This window comes from Acinetobacter sp. CAU_H_29a_1 (assembly GCF_058599505.1).
The window spans coordinates 28854-47883 of record NZ_CM178655.1 but is presented as its reverse complement, the minus strand read 5'-3'; the positions used below and the strand labels follow the sequence as shown (position 1 = coordinate 47883).

The following is a 19030-nucleotide window of genomic DNA, read 5'->3' as shown; positions in this document are numbered from 1 at the left end:
AAAAATTTAAACATAGCATATTCGCATTCTGCGTGAATCTCGTTTTGAGGCATCTCGACCTAAATTACCGAAGGCAGTAAGTTTGCGCGCTACATTTTAACCGATGAGCTGACATTCAATTGCATGTGGAAACTACTATAACCCGTTCAATCGCCTTGCAATACAAAACTTCTATGAATAATTTTTAAATTTTGCATGAGTTTTATTTATATGAAATACAAATTTTGAGCGATAAGCTATGCGCTATTTTTTGAATAAAACTCTCTTACATAATTCAGTTAGAACCGCTCTATCGGCTTTTTATGCAGGATAAATCTGTAGCTGCTCGAGTTTTGCTATAATTGTTTTAATCTTCTCCTTTTTTCCGAGTATTTCTTGAAAATCATCTTTGCAGGCACGCCCGAATTTGCGGCTGTGGCATTAGACGCTCTCCTAAAAACAGAACACGAAATTGTAGCCGTCTATACGCAACCTGACCGTAAAGCAGGTCGTGGGCAGAAAATTACCGCTTCAGCCGTGAAGCAGTTGGCTTTAGCACATGATATTCCTGTGTATCAACCGCTGCATTTTAAGTCTTCAACTGAAGAAGGCTTAGCGGCTCAGGCTGAATTGAAAGCCTTAAATGCAGATGTCATGGTGGTGGCGGCTTATGGTCTGATTTTGCCTCAAGTGGTTTTGGATACGCCTAAATATGGCTGTTTAAACATTCACGGTTCGCTGTTGCCACGCTGGCGGGGTGCAGCACCTATTCAACGCGCAATTTCTACTGGAGATACCGAAACTGGGGTCACCATTATGAAAATGGCCGCAGGTTTGGATACGGGCGATATGATGTATAAAACCTACTGCCCGATTGAAGCTACAGATACCTCTGCAAGTTTGCATGACAAACTGGCACTCCAAGGGGCTGAAGCGACGGTCAAAGTGTTAGCCTCTGAAAGCACATTGCAGCACTATTTAGACAACCGCGAAGTGCAAGATGAAGCTTTGACAGTCTATGCACACAAACTCTCTAAGGCTGAAGCGCAAATTGATTGGACTTCAACAGCGGTGCAAATTGACCGTAATATTCGCGCATTTAACCCATGGCCTGTCGCATTTATCGCACTGGATGAAAGCAATAATCTGCGCGTTTGGGGTTCGATGTTGTCTCAAGAAAATGCCCAAGCTCAAGCTGCAGGGACCATTTTAGCCATTGATAAACAAGGTGTTCATGTCGCTTGTGGCGATGAACATGCGGTGTGTTTAAGATCTCTGCAATGGCCAGGTGGTAAGCCACTGAATGCCGTACAAATTTTACAAACCCAAAAACTGAATATTGGACAAATTTTATAATGAAACAATCTCCCCACGCCTCAGGTAAGACCCTAAACTTACGTGCTCAGGTTGTTAAAACGTTATTGGCTGTCCAAAATGGTCAATCACTGGCATCGGTACTTCAGCAACACATGGCAATTGTGTCTAACAAAGACCGTGCCTTGTACCATGAGTTAGTTCTTGGCTGTTTACGCCAATGGCATGCGCTTAAACAAGTGACTTTACCGTTGTTGACTAAGCCACTGGAAAACCAAGTCGTTGAAACCTGTTTATATGTGGGTTTATACCAATTGCTGTGTACCCGCGTTGCAGCGCATGCCGCGATTTCTGAAACGGTAGAAGCAGCTAAACAATTGGGTATGGAAAACTTAAGCGGTGTGGTGAATGCTATTTTGCGCCGTGCAACACGTGAAACGGAACAGTTCTACGATGTTCTAGAACAAGCCTCGAATCTGCCTAGTTGGTTATCCAAACGTTTGAAAAAGGACTGGGGCGAGCAACTGGCTGAAATTAGCTACGAGCTTAAACAAGTTGCGCCCTTAACCTTAAGAGTGAACACCTTACAAGTCAGCCGTGACGAATATCTTGAAATTTTAGAAGATGAAGGCATTGAAGCACACGCCTGTGAACTTTCAAATGTCGGCATTGTGCTGGATAACAGTCTGCATATCCCAAGCCTACCAGGTTTTGAAGTAGGTGGTTTTTCAGTACAAGATGAACATGCGCAACTCTGTGCAACCTTGTTGCCAGACTTAAATGGCAAATTTGTAATTGATGCCTGTGCAGCACCTGGCGGCAAGACAGCGCATATTTTAGAGATGTATCAACCAAAAAAACTGATTGCACTCGACCAAGATGAAAAACGCTTAAAACGTGTCTCTGAAAACTTAGAACGTTTGGCTTTAAGCGAAGAGCCTGTGGAAATTATCACTGCCGATGCTGTGAAATGGACATCGCCTGAGCTTGCAGATTGTATCGTCCTCGATGCACCCTGTTCTGCCATTGGGGTGATTCGGCGCCATCCCGATATTCGTTTACTGCGTCAGTCAGGGGATATTGCCAAAACAGTACAGCTCCAAAAGCAAATTCTTGAAAATATGTGGCAACAACTTAAAGTCGGCGGCACATTGCTATACATCACCTGCTCGATTTTGAAAGCCGAAAATGAACAGCAAATGGTCGACTTCTTTGCTGAACATACGGATGCGAAAGAAATTAAAATTGATGCCGATTGGGGTATTGAGCAGATTCATGGTCGCCAACTACTCCCACAAGTAGGGCGTGGCGATGGTTTTTATTATTGTCGCATTGAAAAGATTTAAAAATTAAAGGAGCTGAAAGGCTCCTTTTTTAATCGAGAACTGGTATGGGTCCAAATTTTCGGCTTTGTTGCACAAAGATTTGAAATGCAAAGCGCCCCTAATTGAGCCAAATTTAAGGCGTAACTTGGGTAAGTGGTCGACCTAATTCCGTAAATCTGTTAAGGACTGCTACACGTGCATGGATCTCATTCACTTGGCTATCAAAACTCCTTGCACTGAGTTTATCTCCTAATAATTTGATGCAATGCATCTTAGTTTCAACCAAACTTCGCCGATGATAGCCTGACCATTTTTTCCATAGTGTCCTGCCTAAACGTTTAATTGTTCGAAGTAATTCATTTCGCTCTAGCGAGCTACTCTTTGTATCTTTCCATGGTTTCGCATTTTTTCTAGGTGGAATCACCGCATGCCCTTGCCGATCTGCAATGACCTGACGGCATTGCTTGGTGTCATAAGCTCCATCGGTATAAACAGAGTCAATCCGCTCATCTTGTGGAATCTGATTAAGTAAATCACCAAGCACCTGTGAATCACTGACATTATTGGTTGTAAGCTGAACTGCTCGTATTTGTAGGGTTTTAGCATCTATACCAATATGAAGTTTACGCCATTGGCGACGATATTCAGGTCCATGTTTCTTGCGTTTCCATTCGCCCTCACCTAGAAACTTCATGCCTGTAGAGTCCATGAGTAGATGCAGCCCATCGCTACTTTTTTGGTAGCTGATTACAATATCAATATGCTTTTGTCTTCTACAAAGCGTGGTGTAATCTGGAGCTATCCAATTTAATCCGCAAAGTTTAATCAGACTTTGCACAAAGCCAGTGACCATACGTAAAGACAGACGGAATAAGGATTTAATCATTAAGCAGCATTGGATGGCTGCGTCGGAGTAGGTTTGATTTCGCCCTTGTTTGCCTTTTGATGGCGCATACCATTGCGTAGCAGGATCAAACCAAATGGCAATATTTCCGCGACTCATGAGTGCTCGGTTATATGCGGGCCAATTGGTTGTGCGGTAGATTTTGTGTGTAAGCTTCTTCATTTGAAAATTATATCGCTGAAAAACCCTTTACAGATAGGTTTGTGCAACAAAGCCATTTGGAACACTGAAGAGCTCAAAAATTGTGTCTAAAGCCTTAAAGGCGTCCTACTATGCCGAGACTGTTCCCGTAACACCTGGAGTTGTGAAAAGTATTGCGACAGTTAACTTAATCTACGATTAATGAATTGACTCCCAGTACAAACCATTAGATCAGTGTTTACACTATCTCAAAGCCGTCTAATTCTTACTTAGGCCTGTTAAAAACCCATAAAAAAACCGAGCGACATTCACTCGGTTTTTTTATCATTCACTGATCACAAATCAAATCAATGAATTGCCTTTCTCATCCAGTATTACAACGTATGCTGGTCTTTCACTTCTTCAAGAACATCATCGAGCTCTTCTGGATTTTTCATCAAGTGGAGAATAGACAATACGAGTCCTCCCCAAACAAACAACATTGAAATCACCATCATTATGATTGCTGAAGTATTCATTTTTTTCTCCTAGCGATCTTTAACTTTGCTGAGTACGATTGCGACGACAGCACAGAAAATCACACTGCCCCAACCAAATAGCCCTTGCAGACTCATGCTATAGGTATCGTAACCATTTTTCACCAAATTAAATAACGTCATACTCAACGTCGTTAATAACACGAGTGAAGTAATCACGGTCAAGGTAAATGCCCAACCCTTACCGAGTTGAATTGTGGAAATACGGTTTACGTGATCACGCAACTCAATCAATGCTGAACGCTTAAACCAAGTAATACAAAGAATAGAAACAAGTGCGCCACCCACAATGCCAATGTTATTGATAAAGTGATCCACGATATCCACCAGTTTAATCGCGTTCACACTTGAGAATAAGATCACTGAAACCAGTGCACTACCACCACCGATAATGGTAACTGCTTTTTTACGGCTCCATTTTAACTTATCCTGCATCGCTGCAATCGGCACTTCCAAGATACTGACCATGGAAGAAATACCGGCAACAAATAATGATGAGAAGAACAATAGACCGAATAAATCAGCACCTGCTCCAAGGCTTGAAATGATTTTCGGGAAAGCAATAAATGCCAAACCGATACCACCACTCACCACATCTTGAACTTCTTTGCCTGCGGCATGCGCCATAAAGCCCAATGCAGCAAAAATACCAATACCCGCCAAGATTTCAGTTGAAGCATTGGCAAAACCAACGATTAAACCTGAGCCTGTCAAATTGGTCTTTGGCTTTAAGTAAGATGCATAAGTCACCATGATCCCGAAACCCACAGAAAGCGAGAAGAAGGTATGACCATACGCCGCCAACCACACTTTATAGTCCATCATCGCAGACCAGTTTGGTGTAAAGAATGCATTTAAGCCTTCTGCGGCACCGGGTAAACGAAGTGATTGCACCACTAAAATGGTAAATAAAACGAACAATAAAGGCATGAAAATTTTATTCGATAATTCAACACCTTTTTTAACTCCACCAAAGAGGATAATTAAGGTCAGTGCCCAAATTCCCACGATTGGCCAAAATAAATGGCTCACAAACTGAAAATCAAAACCTGTTGCTTTCGACGTTTGTAAGTAGGTATTAAAGAAGAAACTTTCAGGGTCACTGCCCCAAGCCTGACCAATCGAGAAGTAAACATAGCTTCCCGCCCACGTCAGTACGCTGGCATAGTACAAACCAATGATGATACACACACAGACTTGCCACCAACCCAGCGTTTCACCGCCTTTAAACAAAGCCCGATAGGCTTTAGGTGGTGATCCCGAGCTACGGTGTCCCGTTGCATAATCTAAAAATAACAGAGGTAAACCAGCGGTAATTAACGCCAATAAATAAGGAATAAGAAAGGCGCCGCCACCATTTTCATAAGCAACATAAGGGAAACGCCAAATATTACCTAAACCTACAGCCGAACCTACAGCTGCAATAATAAAACCAGATCGTGATGTCCAGTTTTCACGAGTTCCTGACATAAAACACCTAAACCTAGGTCCCTTTTAATTGCTTTTTATTTGGTTATCTCGCAACAAAAAAGAACCATTTAATATTAATCTTGAGTGTTTGATTTAGCTTCGACCTTTTGGGTACAAGGTTCTAAATGACAAACAGAGGAGTTTTCACAAAACCTTGGTTAAAGTGTGTCGATTAAACTTCCCTTTTATATGGTTCAACAATACTCACTTTTATAAAAATATTCTGTAATTTCTACTTCAAATATTCCATTTTTATAATGTGTGCTGATTCAACCGTTCAATTAATCAGCTTATTTATTGTACAAAATTAGTTATAAATTAACAAACTTTTTGGAATGATTTATTGCGCCTATTTTCCTTCATAAAATTTCAAGATCCTGCATCGATACTCAACCTACTAAAAAAATCAATCTAAAAGACGCTAAAGCTATCAATCTCCTGCATAAAAACATTACTTTTCACATTTTTATTCAAATATTCACTCCATCTAGAAAGATTGATCATCTTTCTGATGAACATCACATGCATGAATACAGCTTTTTAATATTGTTCTGTATTTACAGCACAGTCTATTTACAACCGCGCTATACCAGTGATGCTCTATATTTAAAAGAGAACCATCAAAGCCAGTCATTTCGTAGAACATCATCAGTTTCACTCGATCAATCTAGCATTCATCAGACTATTTAAAAGATGCTGATCTAAAGCACTAAGCAAAAATTATATAAGCCATTCACTTTTGTCAGCTTAGGCTTACAAATAGCGTGGTTAAAATGCTGTATGAACAACAACCACCGCCATGTATATTTAAATCATCAGGAAACAGGACGTTCCCCAAACTTAAAACAACAATAATCAGTTTGAGCATCAGGATGTGAGATATGACAGGAGTTGTATCTAAACACTGAAATACAAAGAAACCTCGACAGGATGTCGGGGTTTCTTTTTATCTCTATTCCACAGTTAAAGCTGAATATAAGTCCGAAATCCTCGACTCGCATAGTACGAAGCAGCGCTATTATGATAGGTAAACGTACGACCATAGCGCTGATCACAAAAAATTGCCCCGCCTTGCTGACGTAATTCAGCTGGAGTTTCAACCCAACTGGATGTTTTCAAGTCGAAATTAAAAATCTGCTGTAAAGCATAATACTGTTGTTCCGTCATTAAGCTTAAGTCATAAGCCTGTACCCAATCTAGCACTGTATTTTCAGGCGGATGGTCTTTACGACTCAATAGTGCCTCTCGGTCATAACACATGCTCCGTCGCCCTTTTGGGGACTCAATTGAACAATCAAAAAAATACACATCTTGTGTATTCGGTAAAGCTACGACATCGGGCTCACCACCACTTATTTCCATTTGTTGTAACGCATATAGTTTTTCAGGAGACTGCAAAAGTTGTTCTCGGACAAATGCCCAACTAATTTGCATATGACGTTCAGTATGTTGTTGAAACCGTTGTTCTAAGGTATTGAATAAATGTTTAATTTGCTCAGGTTCGAGTTTTTTCTGCTGCTTAATCATTGTTATTGTGCTGCCCTATTTAATGCTACCTTTAGCATAGCACTCTCCTTCAAACACGACCAAATATCACCCAACGGTACATCTATTTTGAAAAAAATAAAGGCCCTCACAACGAGAGCCTTTTATTTATTTAAGATTTAACTAAGAAGATGCTTTGATTGAACTTGAAACTTTCACCTGAGTTTTAACTGCTTCTTCAGCACTATTTAAACGGATAAAAGAAACCGCTATCGCAGCAAGTACCGCAGGAATCGCCACAGCAATAAAATTCAACTTATGTGGTAATTCCATGCCCAACAATACACCAATGAAAATTGGACCCACGATTGCACCCACACGGCCAATTCCTGATGCCCAACCCAACCCAGTTGAACGAACAGCCAATGGATAATATTGCGCCACATAGCTATATAGTAAAATACTACAACCGATTGAAGCAGCTCCTGCAAGTGCAACCAATAAATAAATTACAGGTTGTGGTGAATTAAAGCCTAAACCCACCAATGCAAATGCCCCGACAGTCAACATGCTAATAATGACAGGTTTCAAGTGGAAACGATCCGCAAGCACACCACCACCAGCAGTGCCAATCACCGCACCAATGTTCAAGGAAAGGAGGAACATTAAACTGCTGCCCATCGAATAACCCGCAGCCATCATCAGTTTTGGTAACCAGCTTCCTAGGGCATAAACCATCAATAAGCACATGAAGAAGCAGCACCAAAATAAAACTGTACCCATACCACGGCCATTTTTAAACAAGGCAGCGACAGATGCATCAGGGACTTTTGCTTCATTCAGCACTAGAACAGTATCTGAAGTTACAGTCTCTTCAGGTACCAGACGTTGAATAATGCTGCGTGCCTTTTCTGTTTGCTGGTCTTTCACTAAAAAAGTGACTGATTCAGGTAAGAATTTCCATAAAATAGGAATAAACAGTAATGGAATACCCGCAATGAAAAACATGATCTTCCAGCCAAAGGTTGGCGTAAACGCAACACCTAGTAGTGCTGCCATAATCCCACCCATTGCATAGCCACTAAACATCGCGGTCACCAAGGTGCTACGAAACTTCTGCGGCGCATATTCCGAAGTTAAAGCGACCAAGTTCGGTAACACACCACCAATTCCAAGACCCGCGATAAAGCGTAAAATACCAAATTCAGTCGGGTTTGAAGCAAAGCCGCCCGCAAAAGTGAACCCACTGAACAACGTAACACAGATAATAATGACTTTCTTACGACCAATTTTATCGGCCAGCATCCCAAATAGCATTGCACCAAACATCATGCCTGCTAGGGCAGTACTGGCTAGCATTCCCGCTTGAACAGCCGTCATACCCCACTCTTTCATTAAAAGCGGTAAAGCAACACCGTTAATTGCTAAATCATAACCATCAAACAAGACGACGAATAAGCACCACAAAACAACCGTTAAATGAAAAGGCTTAAACTTAGCCTGATCGATTACAGCATTTACATTCATTGTTGTCGCTGTCATTTTTCCCTCACCTCCAATTGTGAGCTTTATTATAAAAAGTGAATCCAAATTCACTTTTACATAAAATGAATCATAATTCAGTTTTTGTCTATAAATAAAACAATTGAAACAGCTTTTTTTGGAAAAACTAGACTAAAGTTGTATAAAAATGACGAAAAATAATTTGCACTACATCAAATTCTTTGATAAATAATAGATGTTTCACATAATTTTAATTTATATAAATGTATTTTTGTATAATTTAGCGTGTACTCTCCGCTCTAATTCTCTTCTTTTCCACTTAATAATTCTTTATTTTTATTATTTAACCTTCCTTGCATAAAAAAATCCCCCTCTGCATTAAGCGGAGGGGGATTTAGAATTAATGAGCTGGCGATGACTTACTCTCACATGGATAACTCCACACTACCATCAGCGCTAAGAGGTTTCACTTCTGAGTTCGGGAAGGGATCAGGTGGTTCACTCTTGCTATTGTCGCCAGCACAACTGTTTATGACTATTCGTTGGGTCTAACCTCAGAGCAGTGCTCTTCGTGCCTAACTTTCATCAAATGAGTTATTAACAGGTATATTTGAGTTGGATATTGTATCTAGCTTTATAACTAAATCAAGTTGTTTGCAGTGATTTGAACCACAACACCAACTGTTTGGGTGTTGTATAGTCAAGCCTCACGAGCAATTAGTATTGGTCAGCTTCACATATCACTATGCTTCCACATCCAACCTATCAACGTCGTAGTCTTCAACGGCTCTTTAGAGGACATAAAGTCCTAGGGAAATCTTATCTTGAGGTAGGCTTCCCGCTTAGATGCTTTCAGCGGTTATCCCTTCCGAACATAGCTACCCGGCGATGCGACTGGCGTCACAACCGGTACACCAGAGGTTCGTCCACTCTGGTCCTCTCGTACTAGGAGCAGATCCTCTCAAATTTCCAACGCCCACGGTAGATAGGGACCGAACTGTCTCACGACGTTCTAAACCCAGCTCGCGTACCTCTTTAAATGGCGAACAGCCATACCCTTGGGACCTGCTTCAGCCCCAGGATGAGATGAGCCGACATCGAGGTGCCAAACACCGCCGTCGATATGAACTCTTGGGCGGTATCAGCCTGTTATCCCCAGAGTACCTTTTATCCGTTGAGCGATGGCCCTTCCATACAGAACCACCGGATCACTAAGACCTACTTTCGTACCTGCTCGACTTGTGGGTCTCGCAGTTAAGCGCGCTTTTGCCTTTATACTCTACGCGTGATTTCCGACCACGCTGAGCGCACCTTCGTACTCCTCCGTTACTCTTTAGGAGGAGACCGCCCCAGTCAAACTACCCACCAGACATGGTCCTCGTCCCGGATAACGGGACAGAGTTAGAACCTCAATATTACCAGGGTGGTATTTCAAGATTGGCTCCACCGAAACTAGCGTCTCGGTTTCAAAGCCTCCCACCTATCCTACACAAGTAAGATCAAAGTTCAATGTCAAGCTGCAGTAAAGGTTCACGGGGTCTTTCCGTCTAGCCGCGGGTACACCGCATCTTCACGGCGAATTCGATTTCACTGAGTCTCTGCTGGAGACAGCGCCCCCATCATTATGCCATTCGTGCAGGTCGGAACTTACCCGACAAGGAATTTCGCTACCTTAGGACCGTTATAGTTACGGCCGCCGTTTACTGGGGCTTCGATCAAGAGCTTCGCTTACGCTAACCCCATCAATTAACCTTCCAGCACCGGGCAGGCATCACACCCTATACGTCCACTTTCGTGTTTGCAGAGTGCTATGTTTTTAATAAACAGTTGCAGGGGCCTGGTTTCTGTGGCTGCCAATAGCTCAAGGAGTAAATCCTATCACCGTCGGCAGCGTACCTTCTCCCGAAGTTACGGTACCATTTTGCCTAGTTCCTTCAGCAGAGTTCTCTCAAGCGCTTTGGTCTACTCGACCTGACCACCTGTGTCGGTTTCGGGTACGATTCCTATGTAACTGAAGCTTAGAGACTTTTCCTGGAAGCATGGTATCAGCCACTTCACTGTACAAGTACAGCTTGCTATCAGTTCTCAGCATACAGTACCCCGGATTTGCCTAAGATACATGCCTACAACCTTCCACCTGGACAACCAACGCCAGGCTGACTTAACCTTCTCCGTCCTCTCATCGCATTACATAGAAGTATTGGAATATTAACCAATTTCCCATCGACTACGCCTCTCGGCCTCGCCTTAGGGGTCGACTCACCCAGCCCCGATTAACGTTGGACTGGAACCCTTGGTCTTTCAGCGTGCGAGTTTTTCACTCGCATTGTCGTTACTCACGTCAGCATTCGCACTTCTGATACCTCCAGCATACTTCTCAATACACCTTCATCGGCTTACAGAACGCTCCCCTACCACTTGCAATAAATTGCAAATCCGCAGCTTCGGCATATAGTTTTAGCCCCGTTACATCTTCCGCGCAGGCCGACTCGACTAGTGAGCTATTACGCTTTCTTTAAAGGGTGGCTGCTTCTAAGCCAACCTCCTAGCTGTCTATGCCTTCCCACATCGTTTCCCACTTAACTATAATTTTGGGGCCTTAGCTGGCGGTCTGGATTGTTTTCCTCTTGACTACGGACGTTAGCACCCGCAGTCTGTCTCCCGGATAGTACTCATTGGTATTCGGAGTTTGCATCGGTTTGGTAAGTCGGGATGACCCCCTAGCCGAAACAGTGCTCTACCCCCAATGGTATTCGTCCGAGGCGCTACCTAAATAGCTTTCGGGGAGAACCAGCTATCACCGAGTTTGATTAGCCTTTCACCCCTATCCACAAGTCATCCCCTGGCTTTTCAACGACAGTGGGTTCGGTCCTCCAGTTAGTGTTACCCAACCTTCAACCTGCTCATGGATAGATCACCCGGTTTCGGGTCTACACCCAGCAACTAAACGCCCTATTAAGACTCGATTTCTCTACGGCTCCCCTATGCGGTTAACCTTGCTACTGAATGTAAGTCGCTGACCCATTATACAAAAGGTACGCAGTCACCGAACATGTCGGCTCCCACTGCTTGTATGCATGCGGTTTCAGGATCTATTTCACTCCCCTCACAGGGGTTCTTTTCGCCTTTCCCTCACGGTACTGGTTCACTATCGGTCAGTCAGGAGTATTTAGCCTTGGAGGATGGTCCCCCCATATTCAGACAAGGTTTCACGTGCCCCGCCCTACTCGACATCATCATATCAGCCCTTTCGTGTACAGGACTATCACCCACTATGGTTGCACTTCCCAGAGCATTCCACTAAAACTGATATGACTTAATGGGCTTTTCCCCGTTCGCTCGCCGCTACTGAGGGAATCTCAATTGATTTCTTTTCCTAAGGGTACTGAGATGTTTCACTTCCCCTCGTTCGCCTCGTATGACTATGTATTCATCATACGATACCTGCCTTATGACAGGTGGGTTTCCCCATTCAGAAATCTCCGGATCACAGGATATTTGCCGCCTCCCCGGAGCTTATCGCAGGCTATTACGTCTTTCATCGCCTCTGACTGCCAAGGCATCCACCACATGCACTTAATTACTTGACTATACAACCCCAAACAGTCGTTAATCCCTACAAGTAGGATTAAGACAGTCTATGATGATTTCTCATCACTTCCTTACAGTTTGTTGCTCTGTGTACTTAAACACTGTACAGCTTCAATTCAATTCACATACCAAAACGCTTGATTCAGTTAATTTCGCTAGTAACTCATTTCTTCAACCTTCATCAACTAGTAATAAATCACTGTTAATGTCGATCTTAAAAACAAGTATGAACAAATTATTTCAACTCAAATATATTCTGTTAATGATTTTTCCAGCCTTCGTCAGGTCAGGAAACTGTGATAAATCACAGAAGTTAATAAGCTTCAACTTACTAAATTCTATAATCTATGGTGGAGACTAGGAGAGTCGAACTCCTGACCTCCTGCGTGCAAAGCAGGCGCTCTACCAACTAAGCTAAGTCCCCAGCTTATCAATAAGTCAATGTCTCTGTTTTTCTGTATTCAGCATTTAACAATGCTTGTTAGTCAGATTTGGTGGGTCTGACAAGACTTGAACTTGTGACCCCACGCTTATCAAGCGTGTGCTCTAACCAACTGAGCTACAGACCCTCAGATACATCGTCATGAAGAACAACTTGTTGTGGATTCTTACCAATCGTCAATCTTTCGTTAAGGAGGTGATCCAGCCGCAGGTTCCCCTACGGCTACCTTGTTACGACTTCACCCCAGTCATCGGCCACACCGTGGTAAGCGTCCTCCTTGCGGTTAGACTACCTACTTCTGGTGCAACAAATTCCCATGGTGTGACGGGCGGTGTGTACAAGGCCCGGGAACGTATTCACCGCGGCATTCTGATCCGCGATTACTAGCGATTCCGACTTCATGGAGTCGAGTTGCAGACTCCAATCCGGACTACGATCGGCTTTTTGAGATTAGCATCCTATCGCTAGGTAGCAACCCTTTGTACCGACCATTGTAGCACGTGTGTAGCCCTGGTCGTAAGGGCCATGATGACTTGACGTCGTCCCCGCCTTCCTCCAGTTTGTCACTGGCAGTATCCTTAAAGTTCCCGGCTTAACCCGCTGGCAAATAAGGAAAAGGGTTGCGCTCGTTGCGGGACTTAACCCAACATCTCACGACACGAGCTGACGACAGCCATGCAGCACCTGTATGTAAGTTCCCGAAGGCACCAATCCATCTCTGGAAAGTTCTTACTATGTCAAGACCAGGTAAGGTTCTTCGCGTTGCATCGAATTAAACCACATGCTCCACCGCTTGTGCGGGCCCCCGTCAATTCATTTGAGTTTTAGTCTTGCGACCGTACTCCCCAGGCGGTCTACTTATCGCGTTAGCTGCGCCACTAAAGCCTCAAAGGCCCCAACGGCTAGTAGACATCGTTTACGGCATGGACTACCAGGGTATCTAATCCTGTTTGCTCCCCATGCTTTCGTACCTCAGCGTCAGTATTAGGCCAGATGGCTGCCTTCGCCATCGGTATTCCTCCAGATCTCTACGCATTTCACCGCTACACCTGGAATTCTACCATCCTCTCCCATACTCTAGCTTCCCAGTATCGAATGCAATTCCTAAGTTAAGCTCAGGGATTTCACATCCGACTTAAAAAGCCGCCTACGCACGCTTTACGCCCAGTAAATCCGATTAACGCTCGCACCCTCTGTATTACCGCGGCTGCTGGCACAGAGTTAGCCGGTGCTTATTCTGCGAGTAACGTCCACTATCTCAGAGTATTAATCCAAGTAGCCTCCTCCTCGCTTAAAGTGCTTTACAACCAAAAGGCCTTCTTCACACACGCGGCATGGCTGGATCAGGCTTGCGCCCATTGTCCAATATTCCCCACTGCTGCCTCCCGTAGGAGTCTGGGCCGTGTCTCAGTCCCAGTGTGGCGGATCATCCTCTCAGACCCGCTACAGATCGTCGCCTTGGTAGGCCTTTACCCCACCAACTAGCTAATCTGACTTAGGCTCATCTATTAGCGCAAGGTCCGAAGATCCCCTGCTTTCCCCCGTAGGGCGTATGCGGTATTAGCATTCCTTTCGGAATGTTGTCCCCCACTAATAGGCAGATTCCTAAGCATTACTCACCCGTCCGCCGCTAGGTAATGTAGCAAGCTACATCTCCCCGCTCGACTTGCATGTGTTAAGCCTGCCGCCAGCGTTCAATCTGAGCCATGATCAAACTCTTCAGTTAAAAATCATTAGTAGCTTATGGCTACAAATCTTGGCTCATCAATTTTCTGACAAATATTTCTCAAATAAACTTCGAGTAATTTCTACCATCAATCAATGAAATATTTTCGATCGATCAATCAGTAAAAATCCACACAAGTTGTTCTTCATAATCTCTTAATGATCTTTCTAACACCTCGTCAGTGCTAGAAGCTGGACTCAATATACTTAACAACTCAGCACTTCGTGCTTCGTTCGTTTCCGTCTATCTCGTCGGTATGGGGTGCATTCTAGAGGATTTCTAAAGCTTTGCAAGTGCTTTTAACTGGTTGTTTTATCGGGTGTTGTATTTTTATGCACTAAAAAGGTTCAAAAACATGCAGTCACACACCTAACCTAATAATTTTAAAGCAGAAATATAAATTTAATATTTCTGCTCTCTTTTTTCATTACTTTTGCACTGCTGCTGCTTTAATATTCACACTGAGAATTTTAACAGGTTGTTTCGGTACATCTTGATGTGGCCCTGCACGTCCTGTCGGTACTTTAGTGATCTTATCCACCACATCCATACCTTTAGTGACCTGACCAAAAACCGCATAACCTGCGTTATTGGTACTTCTATCTAGAAAGTTATTATCCACCACATTAATAAAGAACTGACTGGTTGCAGAATGCGGTAGGTTGGTTCGTGCCATCGCCAAAGTGCCACGTTTATTAGATAGACCATTGCTTGATTCATTTTGAATGGCTGGTCGAGTTGGCTTTTCTACAAGGTCCGCAGTCATACCCCCGCCTTGTACCATGAAACCCGGAATGACGCGATGAAAGATCGTGCCGTTATAAAACTTAGCTTTCGTATAGTCTTCAAAGTTTTTTGCTGAGATAGGTGCTTTATCATTAAACAGTTCAATTTCTATGTTGCCCATTGATGTTTTCATTTCAACAATCGTGTTATTTGCCATGACCGCCATACTCATACATGTAGCCGCCACTGCAACTAAACTCTTCTTTAACATTTCTTTACTCACAGCATTCAGATGTTATAGGACTTACGCACTATTATTTATAGATTCTCTGTGGTAGCAGATGATTTTTATCGAGAATAAAGTCATCAATGAAGTTTTTGATAACTGGTCTAAATAATTTCTTCTGCCAACGATATACATTTTCAAAGATCCGCTCAAACTGGTTCTTTTGTATCTCGACGTAGGCCATCAAGGCTGAAAAAATATGATTCAAAATCAGTTTAGATCGTCTTACTTGAAACTTTTCAATATGACAAACCTGTTTAATCACCCGGTGATATTGCTCTATTTTCCAATGACTTGAATGTAATTCATGAAAACCCTCAAAGGACAATAAATCATCTTCATCTTGATGCACAATATAAAACCTCTGCTGTTCTTTTAACTGAGTCTTAAATAATTGTACAAAGCCAAAATCTTTGAGCCAGACCACTTGACCCTGATGGAAATTTGGCAATAAACGCAGTTGAAACCATTGTCCTTTTTCTGGGGAAACCTTACGGTTACAGTCGATACCAAACATAAATCGAATACCATATTTTCTTATGGTTTTTAGATTTCCAGTCGATGAATACCAACTATCACCTGTAATAAATTGAATCTTTGCACCCCAACTGAGTACTTCACTTAACATATCCATAAAGTAATCATTCTTGGTTTTACTTTCAGATTTGTCATAAATTCGGAAATTAATTGGAATATTTTGACCATTCTGATCTGTCGCATACAAGGTAATGAGATTAATACCCTTGACGGATCGGTGGTGTTTGCCTGACCAAAAATAGCTAACCAAGTCCATATGTTGACTATAGGGTTTATCTAAAACAGTATCATCAATACTGACTATAAGTTTATTATTATCAATATGTTGAATTGCTTCTTGATATAGGTCGTGAGGTGTGTAGTCTTCACGTTCTAGAAAGCGATTTACACTATCATGCGAGATGTTATAAGTCTCGGCAAGTTGTGTGCAGCTAATAGAGTTCGGTTCTGTCATGAGAAAGCCCATATAAATGGGTAATGTACAAGTTGCTGTAGAAGCATGTTTAATTCGTCTGATCACAGATACTTTATAAAGTATTTTAATACTTTTTTGAATCCGTCAATGCGTAAGTCCTATGTTATTAGATTTCGGTATATTAATCGTTCAGTTTGACATCCTCCGCGACCTAAAGGCATAGGTATCTACACATCTTGATGTACCTAATGCAATTGTTGCGATTTCATTCAGTTCATCTATTGAATATTCTGAGAGCAGTTGAAGAGTGTTCAGTAAAATCGAAAGTCCTGCCAATATTGCAGGTGCACTTTCCAACTTACCTCTCTTCTGCTGTCGGCCTGAAAGACGGGCCAGAAATATACGAATTTTCTGATTTTGTTCATCTTCAGAACGCTGTATTCGCCAAGTCAGTACACACGCCATACTGCTGATCAGGAGCCGTCTTAAAATCGCTGCAGGTGTGGTCTGAAGCCATGATTCAACGTCATGGCCTGCCTGCTTCAGAAGCTTGAAATAGCACTCAATTGTCCAGCGCCAGTAATACCAGGTGGTTAATTCTACCGCATCAATCTCTGAAGAAACATTGCTGATCAGCGACCATCTCGCGACTGTTTTACCTTGAGCATCTTTCACCACAGCAACAATTAATCTGGCTGTAACTGCCTTGCCTGGCTGGGGAGCAACCCGTTGGCCTAAATCATCTTTTCTCTTCGGTTTTGCTGCACGCGTTATCCGAATATCGGTTTCTCCAACATGCAGCATATGCCTGTTTCCTTTATAAGCAATCGGCTTAACTTGCTGAGTTACTACTTTTTCTGCGACTTCTGCAACTTTGTAGGTTTCCCCTTGATGCTCAATCCGATGGCTTTCTTTGGCCCGAATCAACCATTTGAAACCATGGCTGCTGATTTCCCTCAAGTGGGCAATCGAGTCTCCTTCACGGTCAATGATATGGACTTTTGTTTTCTCAATCGGATACTGTTCAATCGTTTTGATTTGTTCTGCGAGTGAGTCCAAATGGGACTTGCGCTCGCTGTATTGTTCACTGAATGTGGAATAACAGCCGGATGCATCTGTTAGCGTCTGAGCTAATGGCGCAATTGGGAGCCCTGATGACGCATCGACAAGTAAACTGCTTTGCAATTCATAGCCTGAATTCGCCTCTGTTCTTTGAAGACGCCGAACCTTATGACTGTGCTTCACATACTGCAGTTGAGACCAGTCATGAACGATTAATGCATACTGATGCGGTGATGTCTTGATCTGTTCGCATGCAAGAAGCTTAATCGGCTGGTTTAATTGACTAAAAGAGATTTTATTATTATTCAGGAATCGCCAAACAGCCTGTGTAGTTGAGAAACTCGACTTTTGGGTAGAGGCCAGGTCTTTGATTGCGGGAGCAAGTGAAGCAAGAGGATTCATATTGAGTTTTACAAGGCTGTTATAACGTTTGACAAGACGCTGATCCAGACCAGAGATGTTAAATTGAAGAGCATGCTCTTCAATTTAACGCAAAGCTCGGAAATTGTGTAGATACCTATGGGCTAAAGGACGGGGATTCCTACTGCTAGACGCTCATGTCCGAGCGCAAGAATATTCAGTGCGGAATTTATATCCCTATCATGGAATGTACCGCATTCCATGCACTGCCATTCTCTTATTCCAAGTCCCGTTCTACCTTTCGGACTACTACAGCGTGAGCCACAGCTCGAACAAGTTTGGGTGGTATAGGCTTCATTGACTTCTTTATACCATACACTTGCGTTCTCGCATTTATACTTGAGCATGGTTCTAAGTGTTGTCCAACTTGCATCTAATACAGACTTCGCTAGTTTAGTCCGTGCTAATGCCTTTGCATTCACATTACCAACGAAGATGGCTGCATGTTTATTCACCAATTTATGACTGAATTGATGTAGCGTATTTTGACGTATGTTTCTAATCTTGGCATGAATCGCTTTAACACGCTTTTTATTTCTAGCACGTTGAGCAATGCCAAGTTTTTGTTCGTATTGCCGATAGATTTGAGGGGCTTTGAGCTTTACGCCATCTGAACAGGTTGCAAGGTCTTTTAAGCCCAAATCTATACCGATTGAGGTATTACCCTTTGATTTAACTTGTTTTGTCTTATCAACAACTAAACAAACATACCAACGTCCACGACTGTCTTCTACAAATGAGCCTGTTTTGACGTTGTATTTTGATAGTCCATAGCTATCCCATAGCTTGAATTGATGCTTGCCATACTGCACGTAGCCATCAGCATATTTGATTGCAACCTTTTTGAACGGTATCCAACCCAAAGAACGTCTTGCAGACTTCTTATTACTCACCCGCCATTTTAGCTTTGCTTTTTTAAACTGCTTTCTTCGAGTAACCAATTCTTCTGTTATCGCTTGAACAGTTTGACTATGCAGATTGCATTCTTTAGATGTGCCTTTCGTGTATTTAGCAATATCGTAAGCTGAAAGAAATTCACCTTTTCTTTTTAGATGTTTAAATCCTAAATCATTCACATAATTCCAAACAAAATTTACTTCCAATGCGAGTTGGTCTAGTACCTTGTAATGTTTGTCTTTTATGCGTAATTTAAGTGTTTTCATGATTA

11 protein-coding genes, 2 tRNA genes and 3 rRNA genes are annotated in these 19030 nt (G+C 42.7%); 2 read left to right on the top strand and 14 right to left on the bottom strand.

Annotated elements, in window-relative coordinates; genetic code table 11:
* The first annotated feature begins 375 nt into the window (after positions 1-375).
* Positions 376-1335: a methionyl-tRNA formyltransferase gene (fmt, locus tag AC4MDD_RS00210; RefSeq protein WP_491882153.1), complete on the top strand. Its 960-nt coding sequence runs from the start codon at positions 376-378 to the stop codon at positions 1333-1335.
* Entirely contained in the window at positions 1335-2639 is a 1305-nt protein-coding gene (gene rsmB / locus AC4MDD_RS00205) for a 16S rRNA (cytosine(967)-C(5))-methyltransferase RsmB (RefSeq protein ID WP_491882152.1), read from the top strand. Before fmt ends, rsmB begins: the two co-directional genes overlap by 1 nt.
* 112 nt (positions 2640-2751) lie before the next feature.
* Here the strand turns inward: rsmB and AC4MDD_RS00200 are convergent, their stop codons facing one another.
* The 14 genes from AC4MDD_RS00200 to AC4MDD_RS00135 all read right to left on the bottom strand — a co-directional run bounded on the left by AC4MDD_RS00200 (position 2752) and on the right by AC4MDD_RS00135 (position 19025).
* Positions 2752-3684, bottom strand: a complete 933-nt coding sequence (locus tag AC4MDD_RS00200) for an IS5 family transposase (protein ID WP_491882151.1) — start codon at positions 3682-3684, stop codon at positions 2752-2754.
* Between the two features lie 353 nt (positions 3685-4037).
* Entirely contained in the window at positions 4038-4181 is a 144-nt protein-coding gene (locus AC4MDD_RS00195) for a methionine/alanine import family NSS transporter small subunit (RefSeq protein WP_005401426.1), read from the bottom strand.
* A gap of 9 nt (positions 4182-4190) precedes the next feature.
* Entirely contained in the window at positions 4191-5669 is a 1479-nt protein-coding gene (locus AC4MDD_RS00190) for a sodium-dependent transporter (protein WP_063454350.1), read from the bottom strand.
* Positions 5670-6632: 963 nt separating this feature from the next.
* Entirely contained in the window at positions 6633-7196 is a 564-nt protein-coding gene (locus tag AC4MDD_RS00185; protein WP_491882150.1) for a DUF4256 domain-containing protein, read from the bottom strand.
* 141 nt (positions 7197-7337) lie between these two features.
* Positions 7338-8696 carry an MFS transporter gene (locus AC4MDD_RS00180; protein ID WP_176536833.1) on the bottom strand — a complete coding sequence of 453 codons (1359 nt, stop codon included), beginning with the start codon at positions 8694-8696 and terminating at the stop codon, positions 7338-7340.
* A 367-nt stretch (positions 8697-9063) separates the two neighbouring features.
* A 5S ribosomal RNA gene (gene rrf / locus AC4MDD_RS00175) occupies positions 9064-9178 on the bottom strand.
* A 175-nt stretch (positions 9179-9353) separates the two neighbouring features.
* Positions 9354-12247, bottom strand: a 23S ribosomal RNA gene (locus AC4MDD_RS00170).
* A 349-nt stretch (positions 12248-12596) separates the two neighbouring features.
* Positions 12597-12672 (bottom strand) — tRNA-Ala (locus AC4MDD_RS00165).
* 68 nt (positions 12673-12740) lie between these two features.
* A tRNA-Ile gene (locus tag AC4MDD_RS00160) sits at positions 12741-12817 on the bottom strand.
* A gap of 61 nt (positions 12818-12878) precedes the next feature.
* A 16S ribosomal RNA gene (locus AC4MDD_RS00155) occupies positions 12879-14416 on the bottom strand.
* The 16S, 23S and 5S rRNA genes sit together here with 2 tRNA genes alongside, the layout of an rRNA operon.
* 427 nt (positions 14417-14843) lie before the next feature.
* Positions 14844-15413: a peptidylprolyl isomerase gene (locus tag AC4MDD_RS00150; RefSeq protein WP_005402030.1), complete on the bottom strand. Its 570-nt coding sequence runs from the start codon at positions 15411-15413 to the stop codon at positions 14844-14846.
* A gap of 43 nt (positions 15414-15456) precedes the next feature.
* Complete coding sequence (locus AC4MDD_RS00145; protein WP_007116247.1) at positions 15457-16485, bottom strand: IS701 family transposase; 1029 nt, start codon at positions 16483-16485, stop codon at positions 15457-15459.
* An 84-nt stretch (positions 16486-16569) separates the two neighbouring features.
* Positions 16570-17844: a transposase gene (locus tag AC4MDD_RS00140; protein ID WP_491882149.1), complete on the bottom strand. Its 1275-nt coding sequence runs from the start codon at positions 17842-17844 to the stop codon at positions 16570-16572.
* Between the two features lie 122 nt (positions 17845-17966).
* Positions 17967-19025: an RNA-guided endonuclease InsQ/TnpB family protein gene (locus AC4MDD_RS00135; protein WP_058951462.1), complete on the bottom strand. Its 1059-nt coding sequence runs from the start codon at positions 19023-19025 to the stop codon at positions 17967-17969.
* Positions 19026-19030 lie beyond the last annotated feature (5 nt).

Coding starts and splice junctions, on each gene's coding strand:
- rsmB (WP_491882152.1), top strand. CDS start 1,335: ATGAAACAATCTCCCCACGCCTCAGGTAAGACCCTAAACTTACGTGCT.
- AC4MDD_RS00200 (WP_491882151.1), bottom strand. CDS start 3,684: ATGAAGAAGCTTACACACAAAATCTACCGCACAACCAATTGGCCCGCA.
- AC4MDD_RS00195 (WP_005401426.1), bottom strand. CDS start 4,181: ATGAATACTTCAGCAATCATAATGATGGTGATTTCAATGTTGTTTGTT.
- AC4MDD_RS00190 (WP_063454350.1), bottom strand. CDS start 5,669: ATGTCAGGAACTCGTGAAAACTGGACATCACGATCTGGTTTTATTATT.
- AC4MDD_RS00185 (WP_491882150.1), bottom strand. CDS start 7,196: ATGATTAAGCAGCAGAAAAAACTCGAACCTGAGCAAATTAAACATTTA.
- AC4MDD_RS00180 (WP_176536833.1), bottom strand. CDS start 8,696: ATGACAGCGACAACAATGAATGTAAATGCTGTAATCGATCAGGCTAAG.
- AC4MDD_RS00150 (WP_005402030.1), bottom strand. CDS start 15,413: ATGTTAAAGAAGAGTTTAGTTGCAGTGGCGGCTACATGTATGAGTATG.
- AC4MDD_RS00140 (WP_491882149.1), bottom strand. CDS start 17,844: ATGAATCCTCTTGCTTCACTTGCTCCCGCAATCAAAGACCTGGCCTCT.
- AC4MDD_RS00135 (WP_058951462.1), bottom strand. CDS start 19,025: ATGAAAACACTTAAATTACGCATAAAAGACAAACATTACAAGGTACTA.